Genomic DNA, 13797 nt, shown 5'->3' with positions numbered 1-13797 from the left:
AATGCAATTTATATTTTTTTATTTTATACCAGAAGCTTTTTTACTTCTTCTTCTTTTTCAAACAGTACACATCCACCCTTATGTTCACCAACAAGCATTTCTGCTGCACTTAATTTTTTAAATAAAGGTGATTGTAATGCATCTAACAAGCTAGAATTTTTTAAACTTGTATCTGAAAAAGGTGAAAATGGACATGGCTCTACTCCTCCACTTGTGTTAATATGAAAGAAACCTCTTCCAGCAGCAAGACACCCCCCTGAATGTTTTTCATCGCCTGGAAAAGAAATAAAAATCATATCTTCATAAATTTCTCTAAGACGAGCTTGTTCACTTTCAAGATAGTTCCTTTCTTTATCAGTTGGTGCTAAATCTTTAGTTGAAGCAACTACTGGTACATATTCTACAAAAATTACTAACTTGCAACCTCTGTTATATAATTCTGCTATAAACTCTTTACTAGCCACATTATAGATATTTTCTGTGGTAACAGTTATAGAAGCTCCATATAATATTCCTTTAGATTTAAGTGAATCTATTTTATTTATGAGAAGTTCATAGGTTCCTTTACCACGTCTAGCATCAGTTTTGTTCTCATCACCTTCAATACTAATAACAGGCACAAGATTTCTATTAGCATCCAATAGCTTAATATATTCTTCATCAAGGATAGTCCCATTTGTGAATATAGGAAAAATAATTTCTTTAATTTGAGATGCTTTTTCTATAACATCCTTTCTCATTAAAGGTTCTCCACCAGCTAGTAATATAAAAGAAATTCCAAGTTCTTTCCCCTGTTTAAATATATCTTCCCATTGATCACTTGTCATTTGTTCTTTATTTGATTTTTCACCACAGGAATTATTTGCTCTTGCATAACACCCTTTACAAAAGAGATTACAGCTACTAGTGATGCTTGAGATTAGGAAAGGTGGAATATGTTGTCCTTTCTCTTCAAAGTTTTTTCTTCTTTTAGCTGCTTTTTTGCTTTCTACAATATATTTCATAATGAACTTTGATTCTTTAGGGTTTTGAAAAGAAGCCTTCATTGCACCCTTCACAATACTTTCTACCCCTTCATTTAAATAGTTAACTAAACTAAACTTTGTACCCATTTTAATGCCATCTCCCTATAAATTTTTTATTTAATTTACCTTATATCAATATCAAGTATTCTATAATATTCACAGTTCACCTTACTTTTAGTATGGTAAATTCTATTTAAATACATTATATCATTATATAGTAAAATCCCTATCATATAATTATGTTATAGTATAAGAATTAATGAAATTATTTACACTTTAACTATGATAATTTAATTGTGAGGTAAATATGAGTACTATAACTAAAACAGACATAGTTAATACACCAGTAAGTATTAACTTTAAGACTATTGATATGGATACAAATGATAAAAATTTAATTAAAGATGAAATTATTAAAGCTAGTGAAACTGGTTTAGTAAATAGCTTAATCCATTCAAATTTAGCTTTAACACCAAAGTTAATAGTAAATGACCATTCAAAAGGTAGCAAGGTTTTAAATGAAATAATCTCTGAATTAACTAAATGTAAAGAGTTTTTTATATCCGTTGCCTTTATTACAAGCAGTGGCATAACCCCATTACTAGAAACCTTAAAATACTTAAATAAAAAAGGTGTTAAGGGTAAAATTTTAACTACAGATTATCTGAATTTCAGTGAGCCTAAAGCATTAAGGAAGCTACTTGAATTTTCAAATATTGAAATTAAGTTATATAGCAAAGAAAACTTTCATACTAAAGGATATATATTTAAATATGAAGATCATTATAAATTAATTGTAGGAAGTTCGAATTTAACTCAATCGGCATTAACAAAAAATAAGGAATGGAATTTAAAAATTTCTTCTTTAGAGGCAGGTTCCTTAACTGAAAATATAATTGATGAATTTCAGGAGCTTTGGAAGGATGCTGATGACTTAACTTTAAATTGGATAGAAACCTATGAAGATATTTATAAAAAGCAAATTGAATACGCAAGAAAAAGTAACATTCCAAGGCTAGCACAATATAAGCTTAAGCCAAATAAAATGCAGGTAGCTGCTATTCAAGGATTAAATAAGCTCAGGGAAAATGGTGCAGATAAGGCTCTCTTAATTTCTGCTACTGGTACTGGAAAAACTTATCTATCTGCTTTTGAGTTAAGAAATTATAATCCTAAAAAAGCTCTATTTATAGTACATAGAGAACAAATAGCCAATCAAGGTTTAAATAGCTTTCAAAATGTATTTGGTGATACTCGAAGCATGGGAATTCTCTCTGGAAACCGAAAGGAAATTAATAAAGACTTTATCTTTTGTACAGTCCAAACACTATCAAAGGATGAGGTACTTCAAAGTTTTAGCAAAGATGAATTTGATTATATTATCATCGATGAAGTTCATAAGGCAGGAGCTAATAGTTATCAAAAGATAGTTGAATATTTTAATCCTAAATTTTTACTTGGCATGACAGCTACCCCTGAAAGAAGTGATGACTTTGATATTTTTAAAATGTTTAACTACAACATTGCCTATGAAATACGTCTTCAACAGGCCTTAGAAGAAGATTTACTTTGTCCATTCCATTATTTTGGTGTATCTGATATTAGTGTTAATGGCGTGGAGTTAGAGGAAAAATCAGACTTTAGAGCTTTAGTAGCTGAAGAAAGAGTTAATCATATCATTGATAAAATTAATTTTTATGGATATTGTGGTGAAAGAGTACAGGGGTTAATATTCTGTAGTGATAAAAATGAAGCCATTCAACTTTCAAATATATTTAATACTCGCGGTTATAAAACAGTAGCCTTAACCGGAGAAAATACTCAGGATGAAAGAGAAGCAGCAATTCAACGTTTAGAGCAAGAAGAATTAAATAATTCTCTAGATTATATTTTCACAGTTGATATATTTAATGAAGGTGTAGATATACCTGCTGTTAATCAAGTTGTTATGTTAAGGCCAACTAAGTCAGCTATAATTTTCGTTCAACAATTAGGTAGAGGTCTTAGAAAACATAAGTTTAAAGAGTATGTTGTTATTATAGACTTTATAGGAAACTATAACAGCAATTTTTTAATTCCTATTGCCTTATCTGGAGATAGAACCTTTAACAAGGATTCCATTAGAAAATATGTTATGGAAGGAACAAGAATAATACCTGGTTGCTCCACTATTAATTTTGATGAAATATCTAAAAAGAAAATATTTGAATCCATTGATAAAGCTAACTTTAATGATATTAAGCTAATTAAAGAAAGTTATAATAATCTTAAGCAAAAGATTGGTAGAATACCAAGTTTAACAGATTTTGATACCTATGAATCTATTGATCCTTTAAGAATATTTGATAATAAAAGCTTGGGTTCATATTATAAATTCTTAAAAAAATATGAGAAGGACTATGCTATAGAACTTAATGAGTCTGAAGAATTATTTATTGAATTCATCTCTAAAAAGCTAGCTTCCGGTAAAAGAATTCATGAACTGCTTATGCTTAAGCTTGCTATTAACCATGAAACTAATCTAATTCATAGACTAAAAAAAGAGCTAAAAGATGATTATAATATAGATTTTAAAGCTACCACTGAAACTAATGTAGTTAACGTTCTTACAAATGAATTCCCCACTGGCTCTGGTAAAAAAACTTATGAAAAGTGTGTTTTCTTAGAAGCGTTAGATTCTGATTATAGAATTTCTAAATCCTTTAAGAACCATCTTGAAAATAGGGATTTTAAATATATAATTAAGGAGTTAATTCATTTTGGAATAGAAAGATATAAGAAATTCTACAGTAAAAGTTATATGAATACTAGTTTTCAGTTATATCAAAAATATACCTATGAGGATGTTTGTAGATTACTTCAGTGGGAAAAAGGTGAAGTTGCACTTAATATTGGTGGATATAAATATGATAAAACTACTAAAACTTACCCTGTATTTATCAACTACGAGAAATCTGAAGATATTACTGATACTATTAACTATGAAGATAGATTTCTATCTCCGTCCCAGTTAATTGCTATATCAAAGTCAAGTAGAACAATAACTTCTGATGATATTGTACAAGCTTATAAAGCTGAAGAAACCGGTGTTGAAATGAGCTTATTCCTTAGAAAAAATAAGGATGATAAAATTTCAAAAGAATTTTACTTCCTTGGGAAAATTAAAGCTGTAGGAATACCTGTCCAATTCATTATGAAAAATACTAATAAAACAGCTGTAGAGATTAAATATCAATTGATTACTCCTGTAAGAGAAGATATTTATGAATACATTACTTCATAAAGTAAAATGACTTAGCAAAGTAATTTAATTTGCTAAGTCCCTTTTCTTACATATTCTTCAGAGCATCAATAACTAAAATATCCGCTGGAATCCACTTTTCACCATCTAATTCATGAAAGGTAATCCACTTAGCATCATTATGAGCATTTAGATTTAATTTTCCACCAGAAATTTGGCAAATAAAACAATGCATAATAAGATGAAAACTAGGATAATCATACTCCACTGTGGTTAAAAAATCTGATATTTTTCTATCTAATTCTAATTCTTCCTTTATCTCACGAATAAGTGCTTCTTCTTTTGATTCACCAATTTCTATTTTCCCTCCAGGAAATTCCCACATATCAACAAAGTCACCGTATCCTCTACGTGTAATAAATATTCTGTCATTATGTTTTATTACTGCTGCTACTACTTCTATTGTCTTCATATGTTCCCCCTCTTTTACTATGGTTTTTTGTAAATACTAATCTACTTTTATTATATAATTAAGTTCATCTATTTTTCTATACTGTACCTTTTTATTATATTTTTTAAATTCATTTTCTAAAAAATCAATATGTGAATAATGCTCATCCTCTATTTCTTTTAATTAATATTATTCTAAACTTTTGTCTAGGATTAAAGTCAATAAAAATAGCTAGTAAAACCAAATTAATTTTACTAGCTATTTTTATATTAAGTTCCACAATAGGTTCTATATTGACAAGCTGATGGTTCCGGCAATATAGTGTAATAATCTAGTTCTCTAGAGTGATCATATGGTTTTGAGAGAGCATCTAATAATCTCTCCATAACACTATAATCTCCTTGATTTACCGCAGCTTCTAGTGCTTCTTCTACCCTATGGTTACGTGGAATTACCGCTGGATTACTTCTCTCCATAAGCTCCCTTGAAGAAATTTCCGATTCTTCTTGTCTCGTTAACCTCTCCTGCCATAGCTTATACCATTTATCAAATTCCTCTTTACCAAAGAGTACATTATCCTCTATCTTTCCATTAGTCAATACACGGAAGGTATTGGTATAATCTGCACCATACTTTTGCATAATACTTAAAAGTTCCTCAACTAAAGCTTCATCAGCAACTTCTTCATTAAAAATTCCAAGTTTTGCTCTCATTCCTCTAATCCAATTATTCTTATACAAATCAGCAAAATGTGAAACTTCTTTTTGTGCTAGCCTTAATGCCTCATTCTCATCAGTGTGTAACAATGGTAACAGAGCCTCCGCAAATCTGGCAAGATCCCATGCACCAATATTAGGTTGATTACCATAAGCATATCTACCCTGAATATCAATAGAACTAAATACAGTAGAAGGATCATAGGTATCCATAAAAGCACATGGCCCATAATCAATTGTTTCTCCACTAATTGTTACATTATCAGTATTCATTACACCATGAATAAACCCAACTAACTGCCATTTTGCAATAAGCTCAGCCTGCTTCCTAATTACTTGCTGAAGTAATAAAAGATATGGATTTTCTTTACCCTTTACTTCTTGAAAATGTCTTTGCAAAGTATAATCAGCTAAAGCTCTAAGTTCTTCAATGGTACCCCATTTTGATGCGTATTGAAATGTACCAACACGAATATGACTAGCTGCTACACGAGTGAGAATTGCACCAGGTAACTGTGTTTCTCTCATTATTGACTCACCAGTTGTAACCACAGCTAAACTACGAGTAGTAGGAATACCTAGTGCATTCATTGCTTCACTTATGATATATTCCCTCAGCATTGGACCTAGTGATGCTTTTCCATCACCTCCTCGTGAATATGGAGTTCTACCTGAACCCTTAAGCTGAATATCAACTCTCTCACCTAGGGGAGTAATATGCTCACCTACGAGAACAGCTCTCCCATCACCTAACATGGTGAAATGGCCGAATTGATGTCCTGCATATGCCTGAGCAAGAGGCATAGCTCCTTCCAGAACCTTATTCCCTGCAAATATATCCACTCCATCAATGCTTTGTAATGCTTCAGCATTCAATCCTAAAGATTTTATTAGTGGATAATTTAGCATAACTAGTTTAGGTGATGGTACATGACTTGGTCTTTGCATTGCAAAAAATTTTTCTGGAAGTCCAGCATAACTGTTTTCCAAGTTGAATCCTGTATCTATTAATGCTTTTCCTTCTTTCATTGTATCTCCTTTTCTTCTTCGTTTTATATAAATTATAGATATAAACTTCTATAATAACTAACCTCTTTTTAGTTTATACTTTTAATAATTATTTATTCTAATATGTTATTCATTAAATACTTATGTCTTTGTTTACTATTGAAATATCAAATTAAATCTATCAATCTTAATATGAAATAAAAGCAAAAAAGATGCTTCATCCTAAGATGATTAGCATCTTTTACCTTAATTTAAACTGTTTGTATAATCCATCTACTAAGGCATCATTACAGTATCAATTACATGTATAACTCCATTTTTAGCCATAATATCAGTAATTATAACTTTTGCTCCATCAATATATACTGAATCACCCTTAATCTCTATTTTAGCATTCTTTCCATTTGCCATGGTTATTTCCTTACCATTTAATTTAGCAACATCTGCAGCAGTAGCTTTACCTTTGAAAACATGATAAGTTAGAATATCTGTAAGCACATTTTTATTTTCTGGTCTTAATAGCTCATCAATTTTTCCTGCTGGAAGTTTTGAAAATGCGTCATCTGTAGGTGCAAACACTGTAAATGGACCTTCACTCTTTAGGGTATTCACTAATCCGGCTGCCTCTAAAGCTGCTGTTAAAGTTTTAAATCTGCCATCACTTATAGCTATATCCACTATGTCCTTTGGTTCCGCCATTTCTTTCATGGTATCACTTTGAATATGTAAAATACTCTGTGCACTTGCCACTAAAGGCATTTGAATAATAAATACCATCATTACTAACGCTACAATAATTTTAATTTTTCTTTTCATAATCATTCTCCTTTACTATTTGAGTTAGTGTAAAGTTTTTACACCCTCTTTTAAAATTTGTAACTTTTATTCCATTTAAGTTTGCCCATTAAAAATCTAGATTATTCTAAATAAATATATACGTACTTAATTAATATTTCTCTGAAATAAATTCACATAAAAAAATAGTAGCCCCAATCTAAATTGAAAGCTACTAATTTTAAATCTACATTATTCTTTAACAAACTCCCTCAACCTAAAGCTACCTGCTGTAAATAACATAATAGACATTAAAAATATAATTAAGATAGGAACAATAATTTCCCCTGTATTTATTATTCTGAGTAGCCATGTAAATGGTGATATTACACTGATTCTACTTATTATTTCTGGAACATTTTCAAATGAATCTATTTCTGATCCAAAAATCCCCATACCAAAGGCAGCTATTCCAAAAACGACTGTAGATAGACTCGCTAAGGTTACATTTCTAATCCATCTTGTTACTGCTACAATAATGGATGTTGTAACTAAGCTACTTAGAAATATGATTAGTATTCCTTGAGGAATATTGTTGTTAGGAAGCTTTAATACCATTGTTAATATTATAAAAGCTGAGCAACTTAAAACTCCTTGAATTATAAAGGATGAAATAAATAAACTACCTAAAATAGTTATATCTGAATTACTAGTTGCTATGGTTCTTTTTAATACCTTTTGCTCTCTAAGCTTAATTATTTCTCCAGCAATAACGGACCCACCTATCATCATAAAATAACATAGCATTAATACAGTCATCTTATAGTCCTCTTTACTATCTACTTCTTCATCTACAATAACTGCAGTAGTAGAATTTGTGCTTAGCCCTTCACTTACTTCTTCCTCAACAACTCCAGATACATAGTTTGTTATAATATCTTCTGCCATTATTGAGCCACTGGAAGCTTCTGTTCTATAACACTGAATTTTAGGAAGCTCTCCATTATCTAATAAATCTTGAAAGTTATCTTCTATAACATAAATTGCTCCTAATTTATTTTCTCTAAGCAAATCGAAATTATCTTCTACCTGACCCTCTAGTGTATTTATTGAATATTCTTTACTCAATTTCTCAATAACCTCAGTAGAGTGATCTGAATTACTTTTATCTATAATCCCTATGCTTCCTGATCCGTGGCTTAAACCACCACCATTTATAACTAAAATCATAACAACAGGAAATATCAAGGTCATTAGTAACATAAATGGACTTTTTAATTGTCTTTTCATATTAATTAATACTAATCTTATTAAGCGCATACCTTTTTCCTCCCCTGAATTACTGCTTTAATTATTGCTGCAGAGTATATAATAATTGACATTGCAATTATAATTAATATCCATTTACCACAGCCTTCTAAATTTCCATTTAAATTATATAAATTAAATGCATTATTTAAATAATGTGTTGGTGTTAGTAACGCAAATTTATTCCCTTCACCTGAAAATATCTCTCCACTTATTAGGGGTAAGGTAAATATTATAGTCCCTATTATTTTTCCATACTTAGGACCAAATATAGTAGATATACTTTTAGACATAGATACTACTAGCATAGTTCCCATTAATATTAATAATATTAAATCTAAAATATTCCCTTTAAAACTTAATCCAGCTACTCTAAAGAAAATTACATATCCACTGATTATTATAAACACATATACTATCAAAGCTATAGTATCGTAAAAAAGATATTGTAATTTTGTAATAGGAGTTGCATTAATTCTTTTATCTAAATTCACGCTAATATCTGCATAACCACCTTGAATCATAGTAAATATAAGCATGGTAACTACAAACCCAATCATAGATGCTGATATCTTTTCATAGGGATTATTGGTTTTTACAGTATCTATTGTAATATCTTCAACTATAGATGATTCCATAATTCTATTTAAATTCTCCATATCTCCACCAGCCATAGATACATATAAATTTTGATGATATCTATCTAATATTACCTTTAAGGTGTCAGTGGACATTCCCATGCCTTCTACTTTTTTATTAATAATTATATCTCCCTTATTTAAAGATAAAACATTTTTCTCATATCCTTCTTTTATTATTAATTCTACATCTGGGTTTTTATCTACTATATTTACAACCTCTTTAAAATCTTTACTGACTAGAAGTTCTATAAGTTTTTTTGAATTTTCGGTGTTGTCTTCATCTACAATTTGAACATTTAATGCCTTAAGCCTTAATGGATTTTCATCATTTAAATTATGAAAAAATGCCATAAAACATGCAAGTAAAATAGGAAATAAAATAAAATATGCTATGGTAACTACGCCATTTGCAAACATACCCTTAAGGGTAGTTTTTACATAATATAATGCCTTCATATTATCTTCCCCCTAATCTCTTAAAGTTTTTCCTGTTAATGATAAAAATACATCTTCAAGCTTTGCCTCTTCATAGCTAATCTTCTTTATATTAACGGTTTCTTTTTCTAATAATGAAAGCACACTAGCCAGCTTAAACTTTGAATCAATAGTTAAAGTAAGTACATTATCCTTATCTGATACCTTATCGATTCCCTCTAAATCCTTTAACTTAATTATTGTTTCTCCACTTATCTCTTGAGTTTCAATAATCACCTTATTGTTGGAGAAAACTGAAGCCTTAATCTCTTCTCTATCCCCATAGGATACTTCCTTGCCTAAATCAATTATAAATACTCTCTTGCAAAGCTCCTCGATTTCCTCCATATAATGAGAAGTATAAATTACTGTAGTACCCCACTCCTTACATATATTTTTTATGAAAGAAAATATATGGTTTCTTGATTGTGGATCTACACCAACGGTAGGCTCATCCAATATTAAAACCTTTGGATGGTGTAGAATTGATACTGCAATATTTAGTCTTCTTTTCATTCCACCTGAAAACTTCTTAACCTTTTGCTTTTTAGTTTCCTCTAATCCAGTTACTTTAAGGGCCTCTGCTATTCTTTCCTTCAAAAGCTTCCCCTTTAGTCCATATAAAGCTCCAAAGAACTCTAAATTATCATAGGCGTTAAGGTCCTCCATTAGAGCTAACTCCTGTGGAACATATCCCATACATTCCTTTGCCTTAATTGGATCCCTTAAAATATCATATCCACATATTTCAATAGTCCCACTATCTGGTGTTAATAAGCTTGTCATAATATTTATTAAAGTTGACTTACCTGCTCCATTAGGTCCAATAAAGCCAAATATCTCCCCTTCTTTTACTTTATAGCTAATATTATCTAAAACTAACTTATCATTAAATCTTTTACTAATATTTTTTACTTCTATAATACACATAAAATTACCCCCTAGACTTATCTTACTATTATAATAAGATATTTCCAGGGGGATGACCATAACTTAAAGTCACTATATAAATGACTTAAGTCACTATTCCATTTTTAAAAGCAAAAATTGCAATCTGCGTCCTATCTCTAAGCTTCAGCTTTGATAGTATATTTGTAATATTATTTTTTATTGTTCCTTCTGATAAAAACAACGCTTCTGAAATCTCTTTATTAGTTAAACCTTTAGCTATTGCTTCTATTATCTTAAGCTCTTTCTCCAAAAGTCCATACTTATCTATATTATTTTTTATTACTCCATTACTTCCCATCATTTCTATGGCCACATCAGGATGAACTACCATATTACCTTTATAAGCCATCTTTATACCTTCATAAATTACATCATGAGAACTATCCTTAAGCATATAACCAAAAGCTCCATACCTCATGGCTTCTCTTATATACTTCTTATCCTTAAAGGTGGTAAGAATTATAACCTTTATCTTTGTATATTGTTCCTTAATAAGTCTTGTCCCCATAACCCCATCACAAGTTTTCATTCTTATATCCATAAGAACAACATCAACATCAGTGGTTTTGCAAACTTCCAAAGCCTTATAACCATTTTCAGCTATCCCAACAACTTCAATATCCTCATAAACTGAAAGCATTACTTTCAAGCCTTCTCTTATTAATTTCTCATCATCTACAATTAAAAGTTTAATCTTCTCCATTCCTACACCTCCACTTCCCTTGGAACTATAACCTTAACAAAAAAACCATTGTCTTTGCTAGACTTCATATGAACTATACCCTCTATTTCCGCTACTCTTTCTCTTATACTTTTAAGTCCAAGTCCGCTTTCCACAATTTTATCTGTTCCCACTCCATTGTCACTAAAGGATATTACAAATTCATCTTCTGTAAAATTCATAATAACCTTAATCATAGTTGCTTTACCATGCTTTAAAGAATTTGATAAGATCTCTTGAATCATTCTATATAAATGATTAATCTGCTTAGTTGATAAATTCCAATCACCCTTTGATATAATGACCTTAACTTCCACTCCAGACATTCTCTCAAAGTTTTTACATACCTCCTGAAGCCTTAAAATTCCTTGATAACTATCATATTCATCAGGCTTTAACTCCCTTACAGCTCTCTTCACATCTTGAAAACTTTCACTAATAAAAGCCCTTAAATTTCCTATCATATCCTTCATAGAACTATTTTCCTTCTCCGCAATAGCTTCCATAGCAGATAACTGAATCATAGCAGTAGATAAAGTATGTCCAACGCTATCATGAATTTCCCTTGATATTCTATTTCTTTCCTTTAATAAGGTTAATTCCTCAATAGATTCTACATACCCTTCAAGCTCCTTATTAGCTTCTATAAGTTTTTCATCTGAAACTCTAAGCTTATCATAAAGCTGCTGTGCTTCCACCTTTGTACTAAAAAGTCTAGATATATAACTTAAAAGAATAAAGAAGATTCCAAGTAAAACAAAATTAACAATGACATCTTCAATAGGCCCGCTAAACTTCGGATAAATTCCAAAAAATAAAATTATAAACCCTAATCCATACTTAACTATCTTACTTTTCAACGGGAATAAATCTATGGATACCCCTATTAAGTAAAAAATAATAGTTCCTCCAAAGTTCAGTTGTGCCAATGGTATAAATGCTAGCTCTATTATTATTGAAAGAATAACACTTCTCTCTTTCTCTAAATAAAACATTCTCAAATGATTATTTATAATAAATAATAGAAGAAAAACTAAACTTACTATGCTCTTATTTCCTAATTGTATAAATAGTTGAAAGGTTAATATACAAAATGATATATATCTCATTAACAATAATTCTTTACTCTTTACCATAACGCTCTCCTAATATATATTTCTCTATATATTTATTTAAGCCTAAATCACATAAAATTACTAGTGTATCTTTTATATGATTATGTTTTGTTAACCTTATATATAAACACCCTAGGAAGATTCCTTATCTTAAAATTTCCTAACATTCCATTTTATAAACCAAACTACTCCTATACTTAGAGTTAAAGTTAATAATAGGATATTATAAATGCTTAAGTTAATGTCTATAAGTTGTCCATATATTAATTGACCAGGTGCAATACTTGCTGTTGCAATAGCAGTAGAAAAAGCACTTACCTTTCCTAGCATATCTTCTTTTATTTCTTGTTGAATATAGGTTAAAGATATAATATTAGATAAAGCTAGTGATAACATTATTCCAAGACCACCTATAGAATAAAGTCCTAAAACAATAAATTTATTTGATCTAGTTAAATAAGTTGAAATCCCTATAATTACAATAGCTACTACCATAGGATACATAGTTTTATGCATGTCTTTCATTTTAAACATTCTAGGTCTAAATGTTATTAGTAACCCTCCTAGTATCATTCCTAAAACAAATATTCCTTCTACAAAACCATATATAGCTGAAGACATATTCAATTTTATTTTAATAAAATAAGGAGATACAACACTTAGAATTGGTACTACAAAGATATTAGTTAACCCATAAAAAACTATAATTCCTAAGACAACTTTCTTTTTTTCTTTTAGATAAATAAAACTCTTTTTCATTTCATTAAAAGATTGTAAAATAGGGGTTTTTATTTTTTCCTTTAACTGCAAATTTGGAATTTCCAAAAATAACTCTATAATAGCTGAAAGTAAAAAGCTGATAGCATTTATTATTACAATTGTTTTTATCTCAATAAAACTATATAATAAACCTGCGACTATAGGTCCTAGTAAATTTACTATAGCACCAACTTGTTGAATTATTCCATTAGCTGTAGCTAGTTTATCCTTTTCAACTATTTGCGGAATACAAGCTGTAACAGAAGGACTATATAAGGTATAAATAGTAGATAGCATGAACATAACGCTTCCTACTATTATGATATTATCTCTTCCACTTATCAATATTATTGAATATATAGCCATCAACCCAGCACTGAAAAAATCAAGGTAAACCATTATCTTTTTTCTATTTACTGTATCAGCTAATAGTCCTGCAATAGGTGCAAATAATATGTATGGAATAGTTGAAATTGCCAATATCCTTGAAAAAATAGCGGCACTTCCTGTTAAATCCAAAATATATAAGGACATACAAAATCTTTGAATTGCATTTCCAAATAAAGATATTATCTGTCCAATAACCACTATAGTAAAGTTTTTGTTTTTCATT

11 protein-coding genes are annotated in these 13797 nt (G+C 29.9%); 1 reads left to right on the top strand and 10 read right to left on the bottom strand.

Features of this window, described 5'->3' with window-relative positions:
* Positions 1–23 precede the first annotated feature (23 nt).
* Positions 24–1112 carry a radical SAM protein gene (locus B2671_RS11010; RefSeq protein ID WP_346870460.1) on the bottom strand — a complete coding sequence of 363 codons (1089 nt, stop codon included), beginning with the start codon at positions 1110–1112 and terminating at the stop codon, positions 24–26.
* 220 nt (positions 1113–1332) lie between these two features.
* Between B2671_RS11010 and B2671_RS11005 the strand changes: the two genes are divergently transcribed.
* Positions 1333–4308: a DEAD/DEAH box helicase gene (locus tag B2671_RS11005; protein WP_346870459.1), complete on the top strand. Its 2976-nt coding sequence runs from the start codon at positions 1333–1335 to the stop codon at positions 4306–4308.
* 46 nt (positions 4309–4354) lie between these two features.
* On the opposite strand, the gene B2671_RS11000 is transcribed toward B2671_RS11005, so the two are convergent.
* The 9 genes from B2671_RS11000 to B2671_RS10960 all read right to left on the bottom strand — a co-directional run bounded on the left by B2671_RS11000 (position 4355) and on the right by B2671_RS10960 (position 13796).
* Entirely contained in the window at positions 4355–4738 is a 384-nt protein-coding gene (locus tag B2671_RS11000) for a (deoxy)nucleoside triphosphate pyrophosphohydrolase (RefSeq protein ID WP_346870458.1), read from the bottom strand.
* Between the two features lie 248 nt (positions 4739–4986).
* On the bottom strand, positions 4987–6462 hold the full coding sequence (locus tag B2671_RS10995; protein ID WP_346870457.1) for a protein adenylyltransferase SelO: 1476 nt from the start codon (positions 6460–6462) through the stop codon (positions 4987–4989).
* A 255-nt stretch (positions 6463–6717) separates the two neighbouring features.
* Positions 6718–7140 (bottom strand): fasciclin domain-containing protein, encoded by a 423-nt coding sequence (locus B2671_RS10990; protein ID WP_414632634.1) that lies wholly within the window; start codon positions 7138–7140, stop codon positions 6718–6720.
* 327 nt (positions 7141–7467) lie between these two features.
* Positions 7468–8535: an ABC transporter permease gene (locus B2671_RS10985; RefSeq protein ID WP_346870455.1), complete on the bottom strand. Its 1068-nt coding sequence runs from the start codon at positions 8533–8535 to the stop codon at positions 7468–7470.
* A complete protein-coding gene (locus B2671_RS10980) occupies positions 8526–9620 on the bottom strand; it encodes an ABC transporter permease (RefSeq protein WP_346870454.1) in 1095 nt (364 codons plus the stop codon). Before B2671_RS10980 ends, B2671_RS10985 begins: the two co-directional genes overlap by 10 nt.
* A gap of 12 nt (positions 9621–9632) precedes the next feature.
* The gene (locus tag B2671_RS10975) at positions 9633–10568 is read right to left on the bottom strand and encodes an ABC transporter ATP-binding protein (protein ID WP_346870453.1); all 936 of its coding nucleotides are present in this window, start codon (positions 10566–10568) and stop codon (positions 9633–9635) included.
* 85 nt (positions 10569–10653) lie between these two features.
* Positions 10654–11292 (bottom strand): response regulator transcription factor, encoded by a 639-nt coding sequence (locus B2671_RS10970; RefSeq protein ID WP_346870452.1) that lies wholly within the window; start codon positions 11290–11292, stop codon positions 10654–10656.
* Between the two features lie 2 nt (positions 11293–11294).
* Positions 11295–12446, bottom strand: a complete 1152-nt coding sequence (locus B2671_RS10965; protein WP_346870451.1) for a sensor histidine kinase — start codon at positions 12444–12446, stop codon at positions 11295–11297.
* A gap of 129 nt (positions 12447–12575) precedes the next feature.
* A complete protein-coding gene (locus B2671_RS10960; RefSeq protein WP_346870450.1) occupies positions 12576–13796 on the bottom strand; it encodes an MFS transporter in 1221 nt (406 codons plus the stop codon).
* Position 13797 lies beyond the last annotated feature (1 nt).

The sequence above is a fragment of the Clostridium sp. UBA5119 genome (assembly GCF_002414285.1).
GTDB lineage: Bacteria > Bacillota > Clostridia > Clostridiales > Clostridiaceae > Clostridium_J > Clostridium_J sulfidigenes.
The sequence above is the reverse complement of the archived record's forward strand: the minus strand, read 5'-3'. Positions and strand labels throughout refer to the sequence as shown.

Excerpts from the sequence above, each read along its gene's own strand:
- B2671_RS11010 (WP_346870460.1), bottom strand. The coding sequence starts at position 1,112 with ATGGGTACAAAGTTTAGTTTAGTTAACTATTTAAATGAAGGGGTAGAA.
- B2671_RS11005 (WP_346870459.1), top strand. The coding sequence starts at position 1,333 with ATGAGTACTATAACTAAAACAGACATAGTTAATACACCAGTAAGTATT.
- B2671_RS11000 (WP_346870458.1), bottom strand. The coding sequence starts at position 4,738 with ATGAAGACAATAGAAGTAGTAGCAGCAGTAATAAAACATAATGACAGA.
- B2671_RS10995 (WP_346870457.1), bottom strand. The coding sequence starts at position 6,462 with ATGAAAGAAGGAAAAGCATTAATAGATACAGGATTCAACTTGGAAAAC.
- B2671_RS10990 (WP_414632634.1), bottom strand. The coding sequence starts at position 7,140 with ATGGCGGAACCAAAGGACATAGTGGATATAGCTATAAGTGATGGCAGA.
- B2671_RS10985 (WP_346870455.1), bottom strand. The coding sequence starts at position 8,535 with ATGCGCTTAATAAGATTAGTATTAATTAATATGAAAAGACAATTAAAA.
- B2671_RS10980 (WP_346870454.1), bottom strand. The coding sequence starts at position 9,620 with ATGAAGGCATTATATTATGTAAAAACTACCCTTAAGGGTATGTTTGCA.
- B2671_RS10975 (WP_346870453.1), bottom strand. The coding sequence starts at position 10,568 with ATGTGTATTATAGAAGTAAAAAATATTAGTAAAAGATTTAATGATAAG.
- B2671_RS10970 (WP_346870452.1), bottom strand. The coding sequence starts at position 11,292 with ATGGAGAAGATTAAACTTTTAATTGTAGATGATGAGAAATTAATAAGA.
- B2671_RS10965 (WP_346870451.1), bottom strand. The coding sequence starts at position 12,446 with ATGGTAAAGAGTAAAGAATTATTGTTAATGAGATATATATCATTTTGT.
- B2671_RS10960 (WP_346870450.1), bottom strand. The coding sequence starts at position 13,796 with ATGAAAAACAAAAACTTTACTATAGTGGTTATTGGACAGATAATATCT.